Here is a 23,882-nt window from a genome sequence, read left to right as displayed (position 1 = left end):
GTAAGCTTGCTGTCTTGGTATTCGAGAAAATGGTGGCGCCGCTATGGCGTGACCGCTAGCCGTTCCGTCCGGAGGATCGCTACATTGAGCACCGACAGCCAATCCGCCACCCTGGAATATTTGTCCGATCCACAACGCCATGGCCTGTCACGCGACGACATAGTCATCGTGCAGACCCATATTTCGGTTGTTGTCCTGGCGGGCGACCGTGCCTACAAACTCAAGCGGGCGGTGCGCCTTCCGTATGTCGACTTTTCCACGCCAGAACGACGCTTGAAAGCGTGCCAGAACGAGCTCACGCTGAATCGGCGTACCGCTCCAAACCTGTATTTGTCGGTGCGACGCATCACACGCGATCGTGATGGGCATCTCTCGTTCGACGGCTCCGGTGAGATGGTCGACGCGGTCGTTGAAATGCAGCGTTTTGCGGACCACGCGTTGCTGGAGACGATGGTTGAACGTGGAGATCTGTCCACACCGCTGGCGGCACGCCTCGCGGGCGTGATTGCTGGTTTCCACAAGAATGCCCGAATCATTCGGGGCTTAGATGTTCGTTCGGCATTGAAGCGGGTGATATCGGACAGCGAACAGATATTGTCCGGGCTCTCTTTCTTACCCAAGGAAAAGGCACAAGCGCTTTGCGCAACGTTGTACGAGGAATTGGGTAAAAGGTTGCAGCTCTTAATGGAAAGGGCGAACGCGGGCAAGGTGCGTCATTGCCACGGAGACCTGCATCTGCGGAACATCTGCGTGATTGACGACGAGCCCACGTTATTCGATTGCGTTGAGTTTGATGACTCATTGGCCACGATTGACGTTCTTTATGACCTTGCTTTTCTGCTGATGGACCTGTGGTCGCGGGGTTTGGAGGCACATGCCAATCTGGTGTTGAACCGGTACCTGGATGTCTGCGAGGAGGAAGCAGGATTGCCGTTGATGCCGCTGTTCATGGCGTTAAGGGCGACGATACGGGCGCACGTCGTGGGCACGGAGGCCGTCGAGTGTTTCGGCGACCAGAATGCGACCAAGCAGGCGGCAGCCCTGCGCTATCTGGACCTGGGACTTGCCTGCTTATCGCCATGTCCCGCAAGGCTCGTCGCCATCGGCGGACTCAGCGGTTCTGGCAAGTCAACCTTGGCAGCCACACTGGCCCCGCGTATCGGCCCGCCCCCTGGGGCGCGCGTGCTTTCCAGCGACCGTATTCGCAAGCGCATGCTGGGCGTGTCGGCGGAGGTTCAGCTAGAGGAAAGGGCGTACCAGGCGGAGATGTCGGAACGGGTCTATGCGGAGCAGGCGATACGTGCCGCAAGCATTACAAGGGCAGGGGGCGTGGTGATTGCGGACGCGGTATTTGATCGCGAGCCCGACAGAAAGCGAATCGAAGGGTGTGCTGCACGGGCGAAGGCGTCATTCGATGGCTATTGGCTGGATGTGCCGCCAGACATGCTGCTGGCGCGCGTGAAGGCGCGCCAGAACGATGCGTCAGATGCAAATGAAGCGGTCGTTCATGCCCAACTTGCCCGGCAGCGCAGTGTCGAACATTGGACGCATATCGATGCAGGCGGGCCGATCGAAGCGGCGGCGGTGGCAGTGCTTCAATTGCTGGGTCCTCTTCGTTCAAACGAGCGTGACTGAACGTCGTGGCTTGCGGTCCATGTATTACGGTCGTCTTTTTTAAAGGAAAGTCTTGCATGCCGGCGCCGGATTGGCCGTCTTTAAGAATGACTTCCTTCAGTGTGTCCAAGAAAGACTGCGACATCTGCGACATCGGACTGTTCACGTTGGAACAGGCGGTGCACAAGATGACCGGCAAGCCCGCCTCGTATTTCCGCCTGCCGCGGCGCGGCCACATCGCGGCAGGCCATGCCGCCGATCTCGTCGTCTTCGACGCCGACACCATTGCGGATAAGGCCACGTGGGCATCGCCAACCCGGCAGGCCCAAGGCATTGACTATGTGCTGGTCAATGGGAACGTGGCTTGGCGGGCGGGTGAAGGCACCGGGGCGCGGAGTGGGAAGGTGATTCGGGGGGATGTTGATAGGGCGAGTACGTCGCTTGTTGCGCGACGCTAACCACCTTGCCACCAACGGGGAAACTGCTGCGTTGCGTCATCAAGCAGAACCGGACCCCATGCTCAGCGCATTAAAAATTGTGCGCATTAAGAAGCTCATCTATGCTGACCGGTAAGTTGCTGCGTTCGATCTGGTCGACACTCTGAGTCTCTGCACTCCAGTACGGTGGCGCAGCCATTTTGCCGTTTTGAAAGCCCAGCGTCACTCTCATTTCCGCGTTGTTTCCGTCAAGTTCGCTTCCTCGAAGGAGCTCTTATGGACGTCAAACCCGCAGTTCTGCTGTGCGCCGCGACGCTGTTTTTCGCGTTCAATAACGTCGCGCTGTCCCACGAGAATGCTGCGGCGCCCCCCGCGGCACTGGCCTCGCCCCGTCAGAACGACCCCCCGGTTCTCATCGAAAACGTGCGCATCTTTGATGGCATATCGCCGGATCTGTCCGAACCCAGCAATGTGCTGCTGCGCGGCTCCGTCATTGCACAGGTATCACGCGAAAAAATCAACGTGGATGGTGCTCAGGTCATCGACGCCGGCGGAAGGACGTTGATGCCTGGGTTGATCGATGCGCACTGGCATAGCATGTTCGTCGGTGTGCCGGTAGCGGTGGCACTGACGCAAGACACCGGGTACTTGAACTTGGTGGCGGGTGTTGAAGCTGGAAAGACGCTAATGCGTGGATTCACGACCGTGCGTGATTTAGGCGGCGCAGTGTTCGGTCTGAAAGTCGCGATTGATCAAGGCGTCATTCCGGGGCCGCGTATCTACCCCTCAGGCGCGATGATCAGCGTAACCAGCGGTCATGGCGACTTTCGCAGCATGAGCGATCTGCCGCGTACGTTGGGGGCGCCTGCGTCGCGTCATGACATCGTCGGCGACAGCGCCATTGCCGACAGTCCCGACGAAGTGCGCCTGCGCACCCGCGAACAGTTGATGCGCGGCGCCACGCAAATCAAGCTGACTGGAGGGGGAGGCGTGTCGTCACCACACAGTCCGCTTGATGTGGTGACGTTCACGGAAGCCGAGTTGAGCGCGGCAGTTGCCGCTGCAACGGACTGGGGCACTTATGTAGCGGTACACGCGTACACGCCGGCGGCGATACAGCGCGCGCTCAAAGCGGGCGTTCTTAGCATCGAGCATGGCAGTTTGATGGACGACGAAACCGCTGCGATGCTCGCCCGCTCGGGCGCGTGGCTAAGCACGCAGCCGTTTCCCGATGCGCTTGCGGAGGTGTTTCCTCCTGGTTCCGACGAGCGGGAAAAAGCACTGGAGGTATTCGCTGGCACGGACCGCACGTACAAGCTGGCGATCAAGCATCAGTTGAAGACTGCGTTTGGTACCGACATTCTGTTTTCAAGCCAGTTGGCTGAGCAACAGGGGAAAATACTGGCGAGCCTTGGGCGCTGGTACACGCCCGCGCAGGTGCTCAAGATGGCCACTAGCGGCAATGCACAACTGCTTAAATTGTCTGGCGCACGCAATCCGTATCGCGGCGACCTGGGCGAAGTTCGAGAAGGTGCACTGGCAGACCTGATTTTGGTCGACGGCAACCCGTTGCAGGACTTATCGCTTGTTGGCGATGCCGAGCGAAAATTTCTGCTGATCGTCAAGGATGGCGTGTTGGTCAAGAACGCGCTGGTGAAGTAGGGTCGGGAGGCAGTCGAGGTTCTGCCTCCCAACTCGTCGCGCAATGGCTTCAACTGGCGTATCTAAAACAGGTGGGGCGGCCCCCCCCACCCGTCAGCGCCGCTCGAACTTCGGCGCGCGCTTTTCTTCAAATGCCTTTCGGCCTTCCTTGGCGTCGGCGGTGGCGAAGCAGATCGCCTGTAGGTCGCGCTCATATTCCACGGCCTTCTCAAGCGGCATCGACAGCGCGGCGCGCAGATTGACACGTGCCGTCTCGGCCGCGATAGGCGCGCGCGAGGCGATGGTGGCGGCAAGCGCTTGCGCGCGCTCGCGCAACTGCTCCTGCGGCACCACCTCGCTCACCAGGCCCCAGGCCAGCGCCTGCTCGGCGCGGATAGGGTCGCCGGTCAGCACCATCAGTGCGGCGTTGCTTGGGCCGACCGCATGGACAAGCTGCGCCGTCATGCCGCCGCCGCCGATCCAGCCCAGCTTGATCTCGGGCGCGCCCAGGCGCGCGTTGTCGGAGGCGATGCGGATATCGCAGGCCAACGCCATCTCGAGGCCACCGCCGAAGGTATAGCCGTTGATCGCCGCCACCGTGGGCTTCTTCAACATGCGCACGCAGTCGCAGTAGTCAAGCCGATTGCGAAAATCCCAGGGCGTGGCGTAGCGGTCAAGCTCGGTAATGTCCGAGCCGGCGCAGAAGGCCTTGGGGCCCGCGCCGGTCAGGATCACCGCGCGCACCTGCGAGTCGGTGTTGCATTGCTCTACCGCCGCGATCAGCAGGTCGGCCATCTCGGGCGTCATCGCGTTCAGCTTCTCGGGACGATTGAGTTCGATGATGGCGACATGGCCATCGATACTGAGATTGACGAGTGCGCTCACGTCGACATCCTTAGGTTGCGGTGTGCTTGGGGGCGGCGGCCAGGCTGGCCTGGAAGCGCTGAGTCAGGCCGCGCGCCAATGAATGAGAGGAAGCGCGGGCGGCGACGCCGTCACGCAGGAACTGCGAGGCCTCGCTCTGGAAGGCGATGTAGCCATCGTGTCGTGGTCGGATCGAGGCGGCTTCGAGCGTGCGGGCCGTGTTGGCATAGAAGTTGCCGCTTGCCGCATTCACGTCCGCATCGGCCCAACTGCCGCGATGGCTGGGCTGTCCTTCGTGCTGCGGGATGAAGCGGCTTTGGGTATCGGCCGCCAGCAACCACAGTAGATGCGCGCGCAAGTCCGGCCCCACGATGCAGCGCCGGGATATCGCAATGCCGGTGCCGCCAAGGATCGAGCCGGGCCTGCCCGCGTCGGCCTCGGGCGCGTCGCGGAACGTAAGCGGTTTCGCGACCGCAGGGGTGGCGTAGTTCACATACCCATAGACCAGCGGGCAGAGCGCGATGTCATCGCGTGAGCTCATGTGGCCGAGCAGCGCGATCGGGTTGTAAGCCAGGGCGAGCGTGGGCGTGAGCCGCGCCAATTCGCAAAGCACATCGCACGCGTCGGCGAGCGTCGCCTCGTCGTGCCAGGCGCCGTGCGGGCGCAGGTCGGTATCGGGCGCGATGGCGGCCGCGATCGACAGCAGCGACAGGAACGGGTGCGGGCCGCCCCAACTGAGCGCGACCGCACCGCTGCGTTGCGACAGCGTCAGCACCTCGCGCCAGGTGCGCGGCACGGGGCCGTCAAGCCGATCGGCGCGCGTGGCCATCACCTGCGTGGCGGCGTCCAGCGGCAGCGCCCATTGGCGATCGGCCATGCGATAGCTGTCGTACGACAGCCCGATGCTATCCCGCGCGATCCGCGCCAGCTCGTCGGGCGCGAATACGGTGTCGAGCGCTTGCAGGCAATCGTGCGCCAGGGCCTCGCCCAGATGCGGGTGATCCAGCACCACCAGGTCATAGCGGGCGCAGAGTTCGGCGATGGGCGCCGATTCGAAGCCTTCGAGCGATTGCTTGTCCCAGTGCACCAGCGGCGTGAGTGCGGCGGCGGCGTGCAGGGCATTGAAGCCGCGCGGGTGGTCCCAGGTCAGGCCACGGTAGGGCAGGGCGCGCTCGCTCATTCCGAGGTTCCACGCAGCACCGCGCCCGAGGCCGCATGCGCGGCGATCTCGTCGGCGCTGAAGCCAAAATCGCGCAGCACTTCGTCGGTGTGTTGGCCGGTAAGCGGTGCGCCGCGCAGCACCTGGCTTGGCGTCTTGGAAAAGCGGATCGGAAAACCTGGCGTCTTGATCTTGCCTTCGGTCGGATGCTCATACTCGACGAAGGTGCCGTTGTGGGCGATCTGCGGATCGTCGACCAGATCGGCGTAGCCATAGACGGGGCTGCACCAGATGCCGGCGGCATCGAGCTTGGCGAACCAGTCGGCCGTCGAGGCCTTTGCGAGGGTGTCGCGCACCAGCGCATAGATCTCGTCGCGCTTTTCCCAACCGTCGCGCTCGTCGGTGTACTCCGCCAGGCGCGGCTCTTCGGTCACGCGCGCCAGCACTTTCATGTCGGGCATGGCAAGCGCCAGATAGCCGTCGCTGGTCGCGAAGGTGCCATAGGGGGCGCGGATGTACACGTGGGCATGCGGCTCGGCACTGCGCACCTGCGGCTTGTGCCCCACGGTGTAGACCGAGAGCTCCTGCATCTGGATCGTGGTGATCGCATCCAGCATGTTGACCTCGACCTTCTGGCCTTCGCCGGTACGCTCGCGGTGCAGCAGCGCGGCCAGCACGCCTTCGAAGGCGCAATACGCGGTGACGGCGTCGACCACATACTGGCCCGCCGCGCGGGGCGCTTCGCCCGCGCGGCCCGACGACAGCATGGCGCCCGACATCGCCTGCAACAGCAGGTCCTGACCGGGGCGCGTGGCATAGGGGCCGTCTTCGCCGAAGCCCGACATCGATACATAGATCAGGCGCGGGTTCAGCGCCGACAGAGTCTCGTAGTCCACACCCAGACGGCCGGCGACACCCGGACGGTAGTTCTGGATAAACACATCGGCCTGCGCCGCGAGCTTCTGGATGATCTCTTTACCGCCGGCACTCTTCAGGTCGATCGCAAGCGAGCGCTTGTTGCGGTTCAGCGAGAGAAAGGACACGTTGATCTTGTTGCCCGTGATGCCGCCGGCCGGCGCGTGCCGCTGCCATTCGCCGGTGGGCGGCTCGATCTTGATCACGTCGGCGCCCAGGTCGCCCAGGCGCTGCGCCGCGAACGGCCCCGCCATGGCGATGGAGCAGTCCAGAACCTTGTAGCCAGAAAGAATACTCATGCTTCTACCCTCTGCGTGCGCCGATGCGCCTCAATGCATGACCCAGCCGCCGTCAACTGCCAGCGTCTGTCCGGAAATGAAGCCCGCCTCGTCCGAGGCAAGGAAAATGATGGCCGCGGCGATGTCACCCGCGTGCCCGCGGCGCTTTACCGACTGGCGTTCAAGCACCATGCGGTTGTAGCCCTCGGGATCGGGATGGATCTTCTCGGCGTCGGTGGGAAATGCGCCCGGCGAGATGGCGTTGACGGTGATGCCCCACTTGCCGAACTCGCGGGCGAAGGCGCGCGTGGCGCCCACCATCGCGCCCTTGGATTGCACGTAGGGCAGCAGGTTTTCCCAGCCGCCGGACAGCGTGATCGACGAGATATTGATGACGCGGCCCCACTGCTGTTCGCGCATGCCGGGCAGCGCCGCGCGGACGATCTGAATCGCCGCCTCCACGTTCACGCGGTGCACGCGCGCCAGCTCTGCGTCGCTGTATTCCTCGAACGGGCGCGAGGGGTAGATCGCCGCGTTGTTGATGACCACATCGATCGGGCCCTGGGCGGTCAACTGCTCAAGGTGCGACTGCAGCGCGCTGGCGTCGGAAAGATCGGCCTGCAGGACGTGAAGCTGGTCGGAGAACCGCGCCGGCACGGTGCTGCGCAAGCGATCGATATGCCCGGCGTGGTTGTCGAGCGCGATCACGTGGGCGCCCGCTTCCAGCAGTGCAAGCGTGGTGTCCACACCGAAGCCGCCCGCCGCGCCCGTGTAAAGCACGCGACGGCCTTGCAATGAGAAGCGCGCGCTCATGTGCGCCCCGCGATGGGCGCGAAGCGCCCCGACAACGGTGGATAATCGGCTTCGGGCTGCACCGCGATCGCGCGGATGCGTGCTTCGCATGCCGCGATATCGGCGGGCGATCCCAGCACGCTGAACGTGGTGTCGTAGCGGCGCTCTTCCCCATGCTCAAGCCAGATGAGCTCGTTGCGCTCACGCGCCGCGCCCTGGCCCAGCACATGGTTGGTCGAGGGCTCGATGCCCATCGCATACTGGCCCGATTGCAGGTTCTGCCATTGATACTGGCAAGGGAATTGATGCTTGAAGGTGCTGACCTGCATGCCCAGGGCCAGCTTGTCGTTGACCAGGGCCACCGGGACGCTGCCGTCGTCGGCGGCGGCCATCTCGTGCTGCCACACCTGCTCATGAAAGCCCAACTGTGGCGCCGGCATGCGGCGGTAGCCCACGCCCTGCTCGCGGTAGGTTTCCTCGTGCGCGGCCCACACCACATCGCGGATCGGCGCCAGATAGCGCGAGTCGGCGTCCAGCACCGGATAGCCCAGGTTGATGTGATAGCAGAGCATGTGCGGCGTGCGGTAGAAGCCGCGATTCACCACGCGATCCGACAGTTTGATGTCGTTGGTGCCCACCTCGATCTCGATGCGGCGGTGCAGCTCCAGGTGCTCGCCGAACACGGTGCCCTGGCTTACGACTCCCTCCGCCCACAGCACGCAGCGATCGCCGTCCCAGCGTTCGCCGTAGCCGGACAGGCGCGCCGGAATGGTGCCCACGCGGCCATGGATGGACTGCTTGGCGATCTTGCGCGGGCCGTACACATAGTTGTCGGCCGGTGCGTCGTACATGAACAGAATGTGGTCCAGCCCGCAGGTGATCATGAGGCCCGAGAACGAGCGCATCCAGCCCAGTCCGCCTTCGCCTTCATAGTCATGCAGGCCGGGGTGGCGATAGCCCGACGGCGACTGCCATCCCATGGCCAAGCCACGGTATTCGCAATCGGCGATGTCCATCGCGCGATCCACCAGCACCGTAAAACGCAGGCCCGTGCCGCTGCGGAACTCCAGCATGCGGATACCGCGCTCCAGCCCGTCGTCCAGCGTCATCAGGCGTACGCCGGCAAACTGCGCAAGCTGCCCGGTGCGCGCCTCCACGTCGCGGCGCGTCATCCAGGTTCCGTAAATGTCAGGCATGAGTTCTCCCTGGCAAAGGCGCGGATAAGCGTTTGCCGGTGTCGGTGTTCAAAATCGTATTCGTGGGCGCGCCGCGGGCCTGATGGAAGGTTGCCTCGCGGTGCGCCTCGGTTGCGCCAGGCGGCCTACAGGCCGTTCGCGCGCAGCCGCTCGTCCAGGAAGGTCTTGGCGCGCGGCACGTCGTCTTCGGTCAAGTGCTCGATGATGATGGGAATGTTGGGGTGCTTCTTCGCCAGGCGCTGCAAGTACAGGTCGTAATTCAGCGCGCCCAGGCCCGGCGCAGGCAGCTCGATCTCGCCCACGCCACGGAAGGTATGGCTCTCGGCCGCGCCCTCGTCACCAATGTCGCTGTGCTTTTCCGACTTGTCATCGCCCGAGCGCTTCACGTCCTTGGCATGCGCGATGCAGATCTTGTCGGAGAGCGCGTCGAACACCTGATTGAGCGTGCGGTCCATCTGGTCGATGTTGTGCGCTTCGAAGTAGTTCGTCGGATCCATCAAGAGGCCAAGGCCAGGGTGATCCACTTCGGCGAACATGCGCAGCGTTTCCTCGACGGATCCCACCACGTTGTTCACGTAGGTCTCAAGCAGGAACACCGCGCCATGGTCATAGGCATGTTGCGACAGCTCGGCGATCACCTTGCGGCACTGGTCCCAGCCTTCCTCGGTCTTGTTCCTGGGGTGATGCACCCAGTCGCTGTCGGTGGCGAACGTACCGGTTTCCGAGATCACGTAAGGCGAGCCCAACTGGCGCGCGTGCGTAAGGATCTCTTTGAGATAGCCATTGCGGCGTTGGCGCTCGGCGGGATCGGGATGAACGATATTGGTATAGGCCGAGATGCAGGACACCGGCAGGTTGTAGTTGCGGAAGGTGTCGCGGATCTGGGTGCATTTCTGCGCGGTCAGCTGCCCCGGGCCGAGCTCCATGTCCTTGAAATGCAGGTCCAGCTGCACAGTGTTGAAGCCGTGCGAGCGGATCACCTTGGCTGTGCGCTCCAGCTCATAGGGAAAGTAGCCCGAGAAGATTCCGGTCTGGATCATGATGTTTGTCTCCGTCTGTTTTTTGTCTGGTTATTCAACAGCCGGCAGCCGTACTGTGCGGCCTTCGGCGATGGACGTATACGCGGCCTCGACCAGCGCCATCGTGCGTACGTTGTCGGTCACGCTCAACGCAGGCTCGGTGCCGCTGGCCAGCGCGTACTGCAACTGCTCCATCACGCCGATGAAGGCATGCGGAAACCACATCGTGTCCCACGTGGGGGTTACCCAACGCCCGTCGGTATGGCCCTGGGCCGCGCGCGAGGCGTAGCTTAGGGTCGACGGCTCGCCGGTGGGCCAGCCGATAGTGCCGCGCGCGACGCCCTCGGTGCCTTCCACGCGCCAGCGGATGTGCTGGTCGTCGGGGTATCCCTCGGCCCGTGGGCCCGACCACACATCTTCGAGCGACAGCGCAAGCAGGCCGTTGCCAAAGCGCAGCGTGGTGCTCACCAGCCCATCCTGATGCGCGAATTCGGTGCGCGGATCGGGGCGGGTGATGCTGGTGATTTCGGTGGGCTCGCCAAACAGATAACGCAGGGCATCAAGGTGATGCACGCTCATGTTAGAGAGCGTCAGCCGGTCATAGCCGCGCAAGAAATCCTGCCAGTGCGGGATGGCGTGCATGTCGATCTGCGCGAACACCGGCGTGCCCAGAACGCCCTGGTCCAGCAGTTGTTTGAGCGTGCGCATCGATTGGTCGTAGCGCATGTTCTGGTTCACCGACAGGATCTTGCCGGCGGCCCGCGCCTCGTCGCGCAAGGCGCGGGCTTCGTCCAGCGACAGGGCGAGGGGCTTCTGCGCCAGCACGCCGCGCACGTGCGGAGCGCGCAATGCGGCGCGAATCAACGCGGGCTGCTGGTCGGGCGGATACGCGATGTCCACGATCTCGATCTGTGGATCGGCGATCAGGGCCAGGGGATTCTCATGCACTAGCGGGATGCCGTAGCGTTCGGCGACCTTGGCCGCTTTGCTGTGCGTACGCGACGCGATCGCCGTCACCGTGAAGCCGGCCTGCTGGTAGGCCGCCAGATGGCACTCGGCCATGATCATGCCGGCGCCGATGCAGCCGATGCGAAAGCGCCGTTCCCGAACGGGCGGGTCGGGCACCAGGGTAGGGTGCGACATGTGCTCCTCCTGCCGGCTTGGTATGCACTGTCGACTGCCTGGCATCCTGCCGTGCTGTGTTTGATGTGATTGAGCCGCGATAATCACATCAAAACAATCAGGCGTAAAGGTGGATGGCGCTCATAGGGCAGCAACCTTACCTTTTTGATCCAGAATGATTGCAAATGATGGGTTATGATCGCCTCGCTACCATCGTCCTGATGGTGTCTTGAGAGCCTGATACCGCATGCGTCCCACCATTTCCCTCATCGCCCGTGAAGCCGGCATGTCCACCGCCACCGTGGACCGGGTGCTGAACGACCGCGACGGCGTGCGCGGCAAGACACGCGACCGCGTGCTGGCAATCGCCAATCGTCTTGGTTACTTCGTCCAGGGTGCCGATGCCGCTAGCCAGGATGTGCGGGTCGATTTCGTTTTGCCCGCCGGCACCAACAGCTTCATGACCGCGTTGGGCCGGCACCTGCTGGAAGAAGCCGCCACCCGCCCCGATGTGCGGGCCCGCCTGCATCTGATCGAGGGATTCGACGCCCATAAGCTCGCGCAAAAGCTCTACGAGCTGCGCGAGCAGACGCAGGCCGTTGGCCTGGTTGGGCTGGACCATCCACAAGTGCGCGACGCCATCATGGCGCTGCGCGACAGCGGCGTGCATGTAAGCACCCTGGTGTCGGACATTCCGATCTCGGCGCGCCTGGGTTACGTGGGCATCGACAACCGCGCCGCGGGCCGCCTGGCCGCGCTGTTGCTGGGCCGGTTTCTGCCACAGCACGCCGAGCGCAAGGTTGCGGTGTTCGTGGGGTCCCTGGCGTATCGCGGCCACGAAGAGCGCGAGATGGGCTTTCGCTCGCTGCTGAGCGAAGAGTTTCCGCACCTGCGCATCGCACACATTCTTGAGATCGGCGACGACCGCGACCGCGCCTTTGCCGTCACGCAGGATCTGCTGCGCAAAGATCCGCCGCACGCGATTTACAACATCGGCGCCGGCAATCAAGGCATCGCGCGGGCGCTGAAAGAGGCGCGGCCGGCTGAGGTGCGGCCGGCTCAGGCGCGGCCGGCTGAGGCGCGGCCAGACGAGGCTAGCTCAAGCAAGGCAGCCTCCGCCCAGCGCATTGTCTTCGTGGGCCACGACCTCACCGAAGCCACGCGCCGCCTGTTGCTCGATCGCATCATGGACGCCGTCATCGACCAGAACCCGCGCGTCGAGGCGCGCGAGATCGTCAAGCTGCTGGTGGCGGCCGTGAAGGGCGCGCCCGAACCCAGCTACCTGCCACGGCTACAGGTCATCTTCCGGGAAAACATCCCTGAGCCGTGATGGCTTCGCGATGGCGTGCAAGCCCGCGTGTGCGCGGCTTCAGGCTGGGCCATCGAGAAAACCTCGCCCCTCTTGAGCGAGCTTGACGATGAGATTGGCCGGCTTCCAGTATTGGGAACCGTGCTCGGCTTCGTACTTGCGCAGCCCCGCCAGGATGGCAGGCAGGCCGATCTGGTCCGCGTAGCACAGCGGGCCGCCCCGATAGGCGGGAAAGCCATAACCTTTTAGCCAGACGACGTCGATGTCGGACGCGCGTTCGACGATATTCTCTTCCAGGATATAGGCGGCTTCGTTGATCATGGAGTACAGGCAACGCTCCAGAATTTCCTGGTCGGAGATCTGCCGCGCTTGTCTGCCGGAGGCGGCGCGGTGTGCGTCGACCAGTGCTTCGGCAGCCGGTGATGGGGTGGCCTTGCGGTCACTGTCATAGTCGTAAAAGCCGCCCTGGGTCTTCTGGCCCAGCCGGCCCGCGGCGACCATGCGGTCCAGCATGTCGCACTCACGCTCGCGCGGGGTCAGGTTCTGAAGGCGGCTCTGGCGATTGCGCCAGCCCACGTCCAAACCTGCCAGGTCCGCCATGGCGAACGGCCCCATCGGAAGGCCGAAGTCGCGCAGAACACGGTCTATTTGAAAGGGCGAGGCGCCTTCCTGGACCAGGAAATAGCTTTCGCGCGTGCGCTTCGCCAACATGCGGTTGCCGACGAATCCGTCGCAGGACCGCACCAGCACGGCGACCTTGCCCAGGCGGCGGCCCACATCCATGACGGTGGCGCACACGTCGTCAGAGGTGGCGGAGCCGCGCACGTTCTCCAGCAACTGCATGACGTTGGCGGGACTGAAAAAGTGCATCCCGACCACGTCCTGGGGCCGCCGGGTGGCGCTCGCGATAGTGTCGATGTCCAGGAAAGAGGTGTTTGAGGCCAGGATGGCGCCGGGTTTGCAGACCCGATCAAGCGTCTTGAATATCTCGTGTTTGAGCCCGATTTCCTCGAACACCGCTTCAATGACCAGATCCACGTCGGCCAGATCCTCGAAGCGCGTGCTGCCCTGTATGCATGCCTGACGCTGCGCGACGTCGCCTGCGCTGAGCCGGCCGCGCCGAGCGGAGTTGGCGTAGTTTTCTTCGATGCGCGCCAAGCCCTGATTGAGTCGCTCGGCGTCTTTCTCCAGCAGCACCACGGGTATGCCGGCGTTGGCGAAGCACATCGCGATGCCGCCGCCCATCGTGCCGGCGCCTATCACCGCCGCTCGGCTGACTGACCTAGCCTTGGCCGCGAACGGCAGCTCTTGCAATTGACGCTCGGCCGCGAAGGGATGGTTGGTGACGACTGGCGTGCTGGTGGTGGTGCTCATGATTGTGTCCCAGGTTTCAGCGTTTACAGGGTGGCGCGCGATCCGAGAATCGCCGTGACCTGGCTGGCCAACTGACCGCCATTGCCGTGGGCCAGGGCCAGATCGACGCCGTCAACCTGTCTGGCGCCTGCGGAGCGGCGGATCTGGTGCACGGCCTCGATGGCCGCGAAAATGCCATACATGCCCGGGTGATTGCAGGACAGGCCGCCGCCGTTGGTGTTGACCGGCAGTGCGCCACCGGGCGCGGTCACGCCTGAGGCCACGAACGCGCCACCTTCGCCCTTGGCGCAGTAACCCAGGTCCTCAAGAAACAGAATCGGGTTGATGGTGAATGCGTCATAGAGTTGCAAGACGTCGATCTCTTTTGGCGCAACGCGCGCCATCTGGAAGGCGCGTTGGCCGGATTGCACGGCACCGGTAACCGTAAGGTCTTCCATGCTTGAAATCTGGCGATGCGTGGTGGCCTCGCCGACACCCAGAACATAGGCCGGCGTGTTGGCAAATTCCGGCACGCGCTGCGCGGCGACGAGAATCAACGCTCCGCCGCCGTCGGTCACCAGGCAGCAGTCCCGCAGCGTGAGAGGGTCGGATATGGGCCGGGAATCCAGAACATCGGCGATGCTCAAGGGCCCGCGCTCGTGCGCGGCAGGATTGCGCTGCGCCCACTGGCGCGCGGCGACCGCGACACTGGCCAACTGTTCGCGCGTGGTTCCGTACTGGTGCATGTGGCGCGCGGTAGCCAAGGCGTAGCCACTGATGGGGTTGCGCGGCGAATACATCGCCTCCCAGGGGGCGGGTTCGCTCAGGGTGGTCAGCTTGCCGCCCGCCGACAGTTGATTCGACCCATAGCAAATGCAGGCCACTTTGCACAGCCCGGCTTGCAGGGCAAGCGTGGCCGACAACAGGTGGCCCAGAAATGAGGACCCGCCGATGTTGGTGCCATCCATATAGGTCGGATGGATGCCGAGATACTCCGCCACGGACAGGGCGGGCATGAAATGCGTCAATGTGGATGTGAACAAACCGTCGATCTGGTCCACGCCGATGCCCGCATCGACTGCCGCCGCCTGAACGGCGATACCGAGTTGATCCAACGCCGAGAACCCGGGGCTGTTCCAGCCAGGCGTGGTGCCGATCCCGACAATCGCCGAGGCCCCTCTTGTACTAGTAGCCATCAATTCATTCCAATTAGCATGGGTCGCGCGGTCTGTCCGCGCGCACAATCACCGCAGGCGGTCAGTCCGCGCGCGCAAACACCACACGCGGTCAGTCCGCGCGCACAAACACCACGCGCGGCACGCCAGAGGACTGGCGGCGCACTTCTGCACGGACTCGCATGCCGATCGTCACCGCCAGGGGTTCCATATCGACAACGGTGCTCATCAGGCGCGGTCCTTCTTCAAGGTCCACCAGGACGACGCAATAGTCCCCACCCCGTTCGGGGCGTTGGCGCACGACGGTGGTTGAATAGATGGTGCCGTCGCCACTGGCGGCTTCCCAGCGCAAGGGGCCGCCGCCATAAGGGGAGATGGCTCGAGGATAGAAAACGGCGCGGCCGGTTGTTTCGCAGCGCTGAATCATGAACTGCCCTTGTTCGAGCATGCGCTGGAAGTACTGCTCCGGGCCGACTGCCTCGTCGCCCGCTGTGTGTGTGCTGTTAGATGAATTCTGCACATTCGCCTCCCAAGATTCTTTGGCCGCGGCAGGCCGGCGGACGTTACATACACCCGTTGGTGCATGGCTTGTCTGCTGGCGATGCCGCGACGCTTGAATGATGTTAGGGGGGCGATCCGTCTCGGGACAATTAACTAATTTTGACGAGGGGCATAGCGATTGGGCATAGCTCGGCCGTGGCCCGGTGCGTGCCGGGCTCGCGTGCAGAGGGGGGATTCAGTCAGCCAGCCAGCGTGCGCCGACGTGGTCGAACTGTTTGATGTAGGGCTCGAGCAGGCGGATCAGCTCGGCATGCAGCGCATTGGCCAGGCGAGGGTTGCGGTTCAGGACGGCGGTGCCGATGATCACGGTGCGTTGCAGCGTGGGGCTGATGATGGGAGCGCCTTCGATGCGCTTTTCGGCCAGCATCGTCATGATGGGGATGGCTGGCAGGATGGTGTAGCCGACGCCGCGCAACACCAGATCGAGAATGACCGCCGTGCTGTCCGACTCGGCAACCAGATTCAGGTTGACGCCCAGGATGGTGCAGGCCCGGTCTATCACGTTGCGCAAGCTGCGCGCTTCCGGAACCACCATGGGCATTCTGGAGACGGCCTCGAGCGTCATCGGGGTGTCCTGGGACAATCCGGATCCCGGCATGCCGAAGACATATATGGGTTCGGAATAAGCGGGCGAGGTCTGCAGAAGTTCGGATTGCAGATAGTCGCCCATGAGGCAGATATCAAGCTTGCCAGCCTCCAGGCCCTCTTGCAGGAAATCCGAGAAGCCGGTGGCGATGCGCACGCGCAGATTGGGGTACTGCTGCTGCAGCGCGACGACGAGCGGGCCGGCAAGCGCAGTCGCGAGGCTGGGCAGCATGCCGATGGACACCGTGCCAAGAAGATCCGATTTTGCGGCGCCGATGTCGGCCCGGGCTTCGTTGAGCCCCTTAAGGGAAACCCGCACCTGATCGACAAACCGGCGGCCAGGCACGGTCAGCACCATCCCGAGCCGGTTGCGCTCGAAAAGCGGAATGCCCAGTTCGTCTTCCAGCTGCTTCAGCTGTCGGGACAGGGCGGGCTGCACAACGTGCAGCAGTTCCGCCGCCTTGGTGAGGCTGCCGGTTTCCGCGATCGCCAAAACCGTTCTTAACTGCCTGAGTTCCATTACCGCCTGCCTTTATCGAGACACATGCCGAACGGCTATAGGGGTCAGAGAAAAATGTGAATTGTCCGGCTGTTGCACGGCACCTACCATCCTCATCAAGTTAACGACAACCGCCGGATCAAGCTGGGCTGCGATTGCGCGTATGCGTTTCCATGTTAGTGCTTTTCGGCGCCTGCCCGCAGGCGCGCCTCGTCTGGCAGGAACATGCAATGGCTACGGGCAGCAGCTCAAGGACTTGAGCATAAGAGTTAGAGCAGAGACATAGGATCACCATGAAGAGAGTGTTGGTTGCCAATCGTGGCGAAATCGCCGTGCGAGTCATTCGCGCCGTGCGCGACCTTGGGTTGGAAAGCGTCGCGGTGTATTCCCAGGACGATTCAAACTCCAGGCATCGAATTCTTGCGGATACCACGGTTGCGCTGAACGGCTCCGGTCCGGCGGCCTATATCGATATCGACGCCATCATTGCCGCAGCCACGGCCGAGCGTTGCGATGCCATCCATCCGGGGTATGGCTTCTTGAGTGAAAGGGCGGATTTCGCCCTGGCTTGCGATGCGGCGGGAATCACGTTCATCGGCCCGAACGCCGATCACCTGGCTCTGTTCGGAGACAAAGGCCGCGCTTTGCAACTGGCCCGCGAATGCGGCGTGCCCGTCATGCCCGCCACGCCGGGTGGTGCAACACTTGCGGACGTCGAACAGTTCTTCGACGAGCAGGGCGGGGTTGGGATCGTCATCAAGGCGGTCGGCGGAGGCGGCGGACGCGGGATGCGCGTCGTCAAGTCCAAAGCCGATATCGCCGAGCTCTATGCCCGCTGCCGGTCGGAAGCCATGTCGGCCTTTGGTGTAGACGCGCTGTACGCGGAGCGTCTGGTCAATCGCGCGCGTCATATCGAAGTGCAGATCGCCGGCGATGGTGCGTCGGTGGTCGCGCTTGGCGATCGGGATTGCACGCTGCAGCGCCGCTTTCAGAAAGTGGTCGAGATCGCGCCCAGCCCGGTGCTGACCGCCCCTCTGCGCGCCGCCATTCTTGCCGCGGCACAGAAAATGGCGGCCAGGGTGGAGTACCGCAGCCTGGGAACCTTTGAATTCCTGGTCGAAGAAAACGAGCAGGGGGTGCAGACGGACTTTGTATTCATCGAAGCCAATCCCCGGCTACAGGTCGAACATACGATTACCGAGCAGGTTACGGGCGTGGATCTGGTGACCTTGCAGATCGGGGTCGCGCAGGGAAAGCGCCTGGCCGAACTGGGCGTGGACCCAAGCAACCCGCCGAGGCTGAACGGTTATGCCATTCAGGTCCGCATCAATGCGGAATCGACCGATGCCACGGGCATGGCACGCCCGGCGCATGGCAGGCTGGAGCGTTTCGAGCCGCCCGCCGGCCCCGAAGTGCGCGTCGATACTCATGCCTACAGCGGGTACTCGCCCGCCCCGGCGTTCGACACGCTGCTGGCCAAGCTGATCGTGTTCAGCAGCAGTGACGATTTCTCGGGAGTGCTGCGGCGTTTGCGCCGCTGTCTGGCCGAGTTCCGGATTGCCGGTGTCGCCACGAATATCCATCTTTTGCAGGCGCTTGTGGCACGGGAGGACTTCCTGTCGCAGCGCAACCATACGCGCTACATCGAGTCCATCCTCGGGGAACTGCTTGCAGCGGCCGAGCAGTATGCGCAAGAGCAGCAGGCCAAGGACAACCTGATCGGGGATTCGGGGGCGCGCGGCGCTTCGGCGGCCAAGCTGCCGCAGGCCGCGCAGGCCGCCGTGCCGGAAGGGCTTTCGGCATCGCGCGCGCCGTTGAGCGGCCGCCTGGTCGAGGTGTCTGTGAGCGCTGGCGCTTTTGTGCTCAAGGGCCAACCCATCGCCGTGATCGAAGCGATGAAAATGGAGTACAGCGTCGTCGCCGATTTCAATGGCAGGGTCGTCGAGGTGCCGGCCGTCAGTGGCGGCAATGTGCTCGAAGGCGAGATCCTGGTCTTGCTGGAAGAGGAATCGAGTGGTGTCGACACCGAGGTCGTGACAGACGCGATCGATCTGGATGCCGTGCGTCCGGACCTGCAAGCCGTTCTCGACCGCCATGCGTCGCTTTATGATGACGCGCGCCCGCAGGCCTTGGCAAAGCGCCGTTCGCGAGGCCAGCGCACCGCACGGGAGAACGTGGACGATCTGTGCGATGAAGGCTCGTTCGTGGAGTTTGGCGCACTGGTCATTGCCGCGCAGGCCAGCCGCCGCAGCAAGGAAGACCTGATCGCCAACACGCCAGCGGACGGCATTGTCACCGGCATTGGCAACGTCAACGGCGACGCATTCGGCTACGACGGGTCGCTGACCGCCGTGATGGCCTATGACGCGACGGTGCTGGCGGGCACGCAGGGCAAACGCAATCACATCAAGACCGACAGGCTGGTGGAACGTGCCCGCCGCGATGAAATGCCGATGGTGTTGTTCGCCGAAGGCGGCGGTGGTCGGCCGGGCGATGTCGATTTTCCGTTCGTATCCGGGCTGTATCAGCCGTCGTTCGCGGCGCTTGCCGAACTCAGTGGCGAAGTGCCTTTGCTCGGCATAGTTTCCGGACGCTGTTTCGCGGGCAACGCCGCCTTTCTGGGGGTCTGCGATGTCATCATCGCGGACAAGAGCGCCAACATCGGCATGGCCGGCCCGGCGATGATCGAAGGCGGAGGCCTGGGCATCTTCCGGCCAGAGGACGTCGGCCCCGCGCCGGTGCAGTTCGCCAATGGCGTCATCGACATCCTGGTCGACAACGAGGCGCAGGCCGTCGTGGCGGCGAAACACTATCTGTCCATGTTCCAGGGCCGCACCAAGGACTGGGTGGCGCCCGACCCGCGCCACCTCCGTCATGTGGTGCCGGAGAATCGCTTGCGTGTCTACGACAGCCGCAAGGTCATCGAAGGCATTGCCGACGTCGGCAGTGTATTGATGCTGCGTTCGGGGTTCGGCCAGGGAATGCACACCGCCCTGGCGCGTGTGGAAGGGCAGCCTGTAGGGATCATCGCCAACAATCCGCATCACCTGGGCGGCGCCATCGATGCCGATGCGGCCGACAAGGCGGCACGCTTCATGAATCTTTGCGATATCCACGGCCTGCCCATCATTTCGTTGATCGATACGCCGGGATTCATGGTCGGGCCGGAGCAAGAGGCCAAGGCGCAAGTCCGGCATGTGTCGCGCATGTTCGTGGTCGCGGCCAAGCTGCGGGTCGCCATCTTGGCAATTGCCTTGCGCAAGGGCTACGGCCTGGGCGCCATGGCCATGGCCGGCGGGGGCTTTCGCTCGGCCAGTTGCGCGGTGTCGTGGCCAACGGGCGAATTCGGCCCCATGGGCCTGGAAGGGTCTATCCGGCTAGGCTTCAAGAAGGAACTCGAAAACGTCCCCGAGGGGCCGGAGCGCCAGGCGCTTTACGACCAGTTGGTGGCTCGCGCCTACGAGCGCGGGCACGCCATCAATGTCGCGTCCACGACGGAGATCGACGCAGTCATCGACCCCGCGCAGACGCGCACGTGGATACGCCAAGGCATCGCGTCGGCATCTGTGCGCGCCGGCCGGGCCCGCCGCGCCTTTGTCGATACCTGGTAATCAAGGCGAAGTCTCTTGGAACAGATTGCGACTATGCATACATCTGAAAGCCGGCTCGCCTTCTCTGGGTTGCGCGTGCTGGAAATTGGCTGCGGAGCGGCAGTGGCTTATGCCGGGAAGCTTTTTGCGGATTTTGGCGCCGAGGTCATCAAGCTGGAGGACGCCCACGGCGACACGCTGCGCCGCATGCCGCCCCTGTTGAACGAGGCCAATGGCGAGCCCGCAAGCGCCTTGCATGCCTGGCTCAATACCAACAAGCGCAGCGTGGCCCGTCGTGGAAAGACTGGCGCGGATACCGCCTGGCTGTCAGGGCTTGCGCGGACCTGCGATGTGATTCTTGACGCCCGGGCGCTGGACGAAGGCTTGGAGGTTCTGAAGCGCCCCGCGTACGCGGACGATGGAAATGACAGCCAGGGCATTGCGCCCATCGAGGTATGTCTGACCTGGTTCGGCGAGTCCGGCCCCTACAGTGGTTTCGCGGGAACCGAGGCCGTGTGCCGCGCCCTGGCCGGCTCGGTGTATTGCAGTGGCGCGAAGCAGGGCCCGCCCCATCTGCCGCACGACATTCAGACCGCCATTGCCGCCGGTGTCGCGGCATTCTCAAGCGCGACCGCCGCGTTGCTGGGGCGATCCGACGGCAGCCGGCGTTATCTGCTGAGCATCCATGAGATTGCGTTTTCGCTGGTGGAGATGGAAGCCGGCATGGTGCAGGATGGCCGGCATCCCATGGCTAGGCTGGGTGTCAATCGGTTCTGCACCGCGCATCCCGCCGGCATCTACGAGACAAAGCAGGGCTGGATTGGGCTGTTCGCCCATACCGGCCCGCAGTGGGCAGCGCTGTGCGCCGCCATCGGCCACCCGGACCTGGCCGCGGATCCGCGTTTTGCCAGCGGGCCGACCCGTATGGTCCATGCGGACGAAATCGATGCGTTCCTGATTCCCAGCCTGCGCGCCAGGACAGCCGAGGAATGGTTCGATGTGCTGCGCAAGCAGAAATTTCCCGCGGTCATCGTGCCCACCATGGCAGAGCTGCTTCAACAAGGCGTGCATCGCGAACGCGGCGCTTTTGTTCCCGTCAAGGCGGGGGCGGCCGAATTCGAGGGGCCGGTCGTTCCGCTGCCCATGGGCGATGCGGGGCCCCTGCCGGGCGGTAAGGCAGCGCTTCTGGACGCTGACGGCCCCCGCTACCGTGAAGCGCAGAGCCTGACGCCGGCCGCCGGCTTGGCCAGGGCCGCGCCGGACGCGCCGCCCTTAAGAAAAATCCGGGTGGTGGACCTGACGATGGGGTGGGCCGGGCCATTGGCGGCAAGGACGCTGGCGGACTTTGGCGCGGAAGTCATCAAGGTGGAAAGCACGGGCTACCCGGACTGGTGGCGGGGCACGCATTACACCGATGAGTTCTATCAGGAAAAGCTCTACGAGAAGAACTCGAACTTTGCGCTGATGAACCGCAACAAGTTGGGCATCACGCTAGATCTGACCCGTGCTGAAGGGCGTGCGGTCCTGTTCGATCTGGTGGCCAAGGCCGATATCGTCATCGAGAACTACTCGACCGAGGTATTGCCCAAACTTGGGCTGGACTACACCGTGCTGTCCCAGGTCAATCCGCGCTTGGTCATGGTATCCATGCCGGCATTCGGATCGGGCAATGCATGGAGCACGATCAGGGCCTATGGCGGCACGCTGGAGCAGGCTAGCGGCCTGCCGCATTACACCGGCTTCCCGCAGGACCCACCGGCGCTGACCTCCTACGCTTATGGTGACCCTGTGGGTGGCTTCAACGGGGGCGCGGCGGCGTTGTTGGCGCTGTTCGTGCAGCAACGCTCGGGCAAGGGGCGCCACGTCAACCTGTCTCAGGTGGAATGCATGCTGCCCATGACAGCACCGTTCCTCATTGAGCAGTCCGTGCACGGCACCACCACGCCCCGCAGCGGCAATGCGCATCCTCTACATGCCCCGCAGGGGATCTACCAGTGCGCGGGCGATGACGCCTGGGTGGTGGTAAGCATCACGAGCGATGCGCAATGGCAGGCATTGCTGGCGGTCATGCAGGCGGCGGATCTTGCCCTGGACCCTGTCCTGGAGAAGGCGGCAGGCCGACGGATCCGGCATGAAGAGATAGACCGCAGGATCAACGCATGGGCCCGCGCGCGCTCCGCGCAAAGCGCCATGGCCGAACTACAGCAGGCCGGCATAAGCGCAGGAGAAGTCAAGCCGATCTGGACGGTGCTCGATGACCCGCATCTCAAAGCCCGTGAGTTTTTCAAGGCGACGTCCCGCCCTTATATCGGCGAGTTTCTGGCGACCACGCCCTGGTTCAGGGAGCCGGGCGTGACGGTCGCGGCGGTGCGTCCGGCGCCTACGCTCGGGCAGCACAATGGCGATGTGTTTTCGCGCGTGTTGGGCATGAGCGCGGATCAGCAACAGACACTGGAACGAGACGGAATCATAGGAAACACCGCAACCAGGAAGGCGGCCTGACAAGCCGCGCAAGCACGATGCAATACACAAGATCTAATTTTCGTGGAGACAAACAATGACTACATCCAATTCCCGCCGTAACTTCCTCATCACTTCCGCTCATGTCGCCGTGGCGTCGGCATTGGGGTTGGGGTCACCTGCCGCGTTCGCGCAGGACAACGCATGGCCCACTAAAGCCATCAAGATCATCGTGCCGTTCCCGGCCGGTTCGATCACGGACACGATGGCTCGCCTGCTGTCGGATTCTTTGTCCAAGACGCTCAAGCAGCCCGTCATCGTTGAGAACAAGGGCGGCGCCAATGGATCGATCGGGGCGGCCGAGGTGGCCCGTGCGGCGCCGGATGGCTACACGCTGCTGGCCACCAACAGCAGCAGCATCACCGTCAATCCCTTGATCTACAAGAACTCCCAGTACAAGACCAAGGATTTCGCTCCCATCGCCCTGGTACTGGACGCGCCGTTCATCCTGAACGTCAACCCCGAATGGGCCAAGAAGAATTCCATCGAGTCGGTCAAGGATCTGGTTGCGTACGCCAGGAAGAATCCGGGCGAGCTCACCTATGGGTCGGGAGGCCAAGGCAACCTGGCCCATCTGGCGTTTGCGCGGCTGAGCAATGACACCCAGTTCAAGGCAACCCATATCCCTTACAAATCGGCCGCGCAAGCCAGCATGGCGGTCATGGCGGGCGAGGTGAACACGTCTTTCGATACGCTGGCCAGCGCACCGCAAGTGGCGGCCGGCAAGTTGAAAGCCCTGGCAGTCACGCAGAAGCAACGAATTTCCCAAATGCCGGATATCCCGACGATGGCCGAGGCAGGCTATCCGAACATCGATGTCACTTTCTGGCTGGGCCTGTTCGCCCCGGCAGGCACGCCTGCCCAGATCGTAGAGACCTTGTACGAGCAGTCCAAGCGCGCGATGGAGCAGCCCGCAGCCAATACCACACTGAGTGCGCAGGGTAGCGTCGTCATGAGCAATCCGAAGGAATTGTCCACGCGCATCGGGCGTGAGGTCGATCAGCTTTCTCTTGTGGTGAAGCGGGAGAATATTGTCATCGATTGAGGCCAGGTTGAAGGCGGACGCCGGGGCGGCGTCTTGCCGTCCTGAAAGTACCCCGAGTAACCGCCCCAGAACGTTTCGTGCGGTGGTTTGACGATCGTTGCCCCTGCCGCACCGGCCTGATCCATGACAGTGTCAACTTGAATGCACAACCCAAAGCGGACACTCGCGAGATCCGAGCTGTAAAAGCGGCGAGGCCGACGCACACCTA

18 protein-coding genes and 1 pseudogene are annotated in these 23,882 nt (G+C 63.5%); 7 read left to right on the top strand and 12 right to left on the bottom strand.

Annotation, left to right across the window (positions count from 1 at the left end):
• Positions 1-84 precede the first annotated feature (84 nt).
• From P8T11_RS11650 to P8T11_RS11640, 3 genes are all read left to right on the top strand, one after another.
• Positions 85-1,635, top strand: a complete 1,551-nt coding sequence (locus P8T11_RS11650) for an AAA family ATPase (RefSeq protein WP_268081800.1) — start codon at positions 85-87, stop codon at positions 1,633-1,635.
• 56 nt (positions 1,636-1,691) lie between these two features.
• Entirely contained in the window at positions 1,692-2,072 is a 381-nt protein-coding gene (locus tag P8T11_RS11645; protein WP_268081801.1) for an amidohydrolase family protein, read from the top strand.
• Positions 2,073-2,327: 255 nt separating this feature from the next.
• Positions 2,328-3,713 carry a metal-dependent hydrolase family protein gene (locus P8T11_RS11640; RefSeq protein ID WP_268081802.1) on the top strand — a complete coding sequence of 462 codons (1,386 nt, stop codon included), beginning with the start codon at positions 2,328-2,330 and terminating at the stop codon, positions 3,711-3,713.
• Between the two features lie 93 nt (positions 3,714-3,806).
• Here the strand turns inward: P8T11_RS11640 and P8T11_RS11635 are convergent, their stop codons facing one another.
• From P8T11_RS11635 to P8T11_RS11605, 7 genes are all read right to left on the bottom strand, one after another.
• Complete coding sequence (locus P8T11_RS11635; protein WP_111886215.1) at positions 3,807-4,577, bottom strand: enoyl-CoA hydratase/isomerase family protein; 771 nt, start codon at positions 4,575-4,577, stop codon at positions 3,807-3,809.
• Positions 4,578-4,587: 10 nt separating this feature from the next.
• Positions 4,588-5,736 carry a hypothetical protein gene (locus P8T11_RS11630; RefSeq protein WP_268081804.1) on the bottom strand — a complete coding sequence of 383 codons (1,149 nt, stop codon included), beginning with the start codon at positions 5,734-5,736 and terminating at the stop codon, positions 4,588-4,590.
• A complete protein-coding gene (locus P8T11_RS11625) occupies positions 5,733-6,929 on the bottom strand; it encodes a CaiB/BaiF CoA transferase family protein (protein WP_268081805.1) in 1,197 nt (398 codons plus the stop codon). The genes P8T11_RS11630 and P8T11_RS11625 overlap by 4 nt, the downstream gene beginning before the upstream one ends.
• A 30-nt stretch (positions 6,930-6,959) precedes the next feature.
• Positions 6,960-7,721 (bottom strand): SDR family NAD(P)-dependent oxidoreductase, encoded by a 762-nt coding sequence (locus tag P8T11_RS11620; protein ID WP_268081806.1) that lies wholly within the window; start codon positions 7,719-7,721, stop codon positions 6,960-6,962.
• Entirely contained in the window at positions 7,718-8,896 is a 1,179-nt protein-coding gene (locus tag P8T11_RS11615; protein WP_268081807.1) for an aldose 1-epimerase family protein, read from the bottom strand. The genes P8T11_RS11620 and P8T11_RS11615 overlap by 4 nt, the downstream gene beginning before the upstream one ends.
• Positions 8,897-9,021: 125 nt before the next feature.
• Positions 9,022-9,936 carry a sugar phosphate isomerase/epimerase family protein gene (locus tag P8T11_RS11610; RefSeq protein ID WP_268081808.1) on the bottom strand — a complete coding sequence of 305 codons (915 nt, stop codon included), beginning with the start codon at positions 9,934-9,936 and terminating at the stop codon, positions 9,022-9,024.
• Between the two features lie 30 nt (positions 9,937-9,966).
• Complete coding sequence (locus P8T11_RS11605; protein WP_268081809.1) at positions 9,967-11,058, bottom strand: Gfo/Idh/MocA family protein; 1,092 nt, start codon at positions 11,056-11,058, stop codon at positions 9,967-9,969.
• A gap of 226 nt (positions 11,059-11,284) precedes the next feature.
• Here P8T11_RS11605 and P8T11_RS11600 point away from each other — a divergent pair, with 226 nt between their 5' ends.
• Positions 11,285-12,367 (top strand): LacI family DNA-binding transcriptional regulator, encoded by a 1,083-nt coding sequence (locus P8T11_RS11600; RefSeq protein ID WP_268081810.1) that lies wholly within the window; start codon positions 11,285-11,287, stop codon positions 12,365-12,367.
• Positions 12,368-12,406: 39 nt separating this feature from the next.
• Here P8T11_RS11600 and P8T11_RS11595 read toward each other — a convergent pair whose 3' ends face one another.
• From P8T11_RS11595 to P8T11_RS11580, 4 genes are all read right to left on the bottom strand, one after another.
• Complete coding sequence (locus P8T11_RS11595) at positions 12,407-13,720, bottom strand: 3-hydroxyacyl-CoA dehydrogenase (RefSeq protein WP_268081811.1); 1,314 nt, start codon at positions 13,718-13,720, stop codon at positions 12,407-12,409.
• Between the two features lie 23 nt (positions 13,721-13,743).
• The gene (locus tag P8T11_RS11590) at positions 13,744-14,895 is read right to left on the bottom strand and encodes an acetyl-CoA acetyltransferase (RefSeq protein WP_268081812.1); all 1,152 of its coding nucleotides are present in this window, start codon (positions 14,893-14,895) and stop codon (positions 13,744-13,746) included.
• A gap of 91 nt (positions 14,896-14,986) precedes the next feature.
• Positions 14,987-15,394, bottom strand: coding sequence for a Zn-ribbon domain-containing OB-fold protein (locus tag P8T11_RS11585; RefSeq protein WP_268081813.1), 408 nt, complete (start codon positions 15,392-15,394; stop codon positions 14,987-14,989).
• A gap of 216 nt (positions 15,395-15,610) precedes the next feature.
• Positions 15,611-16,540 carry a LysR family transcriptional regulator gene (locus P8T11_RS11580; RefSeq protein ID WP_268081814.1) on the bottom strand — a complete coding sequence of 310 codons (930 nt, stop codon included), beginning with the start codon at positions 16,538-16,540 and terminating at the stop codon, positions 15,611-15,613.
• Between the two features lie 272 nt (positions 16,541-16,812).
• On the opposite strand from P8T11_RS11580, the gene P8T11_RS11575 reads away from it, so the two are divergent.
• From P8T11_RS11575 to P8T11_RS11565, 3 genes are read left to right on the top strand one after another with little or no spacing between them, the layout of a single operon-like run.
• Complete coding sequence (locus P8T11_RS11575; RefSeq protein ID WP_268081815.1) at positions 16,813-20,130, top strand: acetyl-CoA carboxylase family protein; 3,318 nt, start codon at positions 16,813-16,815, stop codon at positions 20,128-20,130.
• 15 nt (positions 20,131-20,145) lie between these two features.
• A complete protein-coding gene (locus P8T11_RS11570; RefSeq protein WP_326494523.1) occupies positions 20,146-22,611 on the top strand; it encodes a CaiB/BaiF CoA-transferase family protein in 2,466 nt (821 codons plus the stop codon).
• A gap of 55 nt (positions 22,612-22,666) precedes the next feature.
• Entirely contained in the window at positions 22,667-23,674 is a 1,008-nt protein-coding gene (locus tag P8T11_RS11565; protein WP_268081816.1) for a Bug family tripartite tricarboxylate transporter substrate binding protein, read from the top strand.
• Here P8T11_RS11565 and P8T11_RS11560 read toward each other — a convergent pair.
• Positions 23,629-23,814, bottom strand: a pseudogene (locus P8T11_RS11560) (hypothetical protein); the annotation flags it as partial. The gene P8T11_RS11565 and the pseudogene P8T11_RS11560 overlap by 46 nt on opposite strands.
• Positions 23,815-23,882: the final 68 nt, after the last annotated feature.

Origin of the sequence: Achromobacter spanius, assembly GCF_029637605.1 — a bacterium.
Lineage (GTDB): Bacteria > Pseudomonadota > Gammaproteobacteria > Burkholderiales > Burkholderiaceae_B > Achromobacter > Achromobacter spanius_E.
The sequence above is the reverse complement of the archived record's forward strand: the minus strand, read 5'-3'. Positions and strand labels throughout refer to the sequence as shown.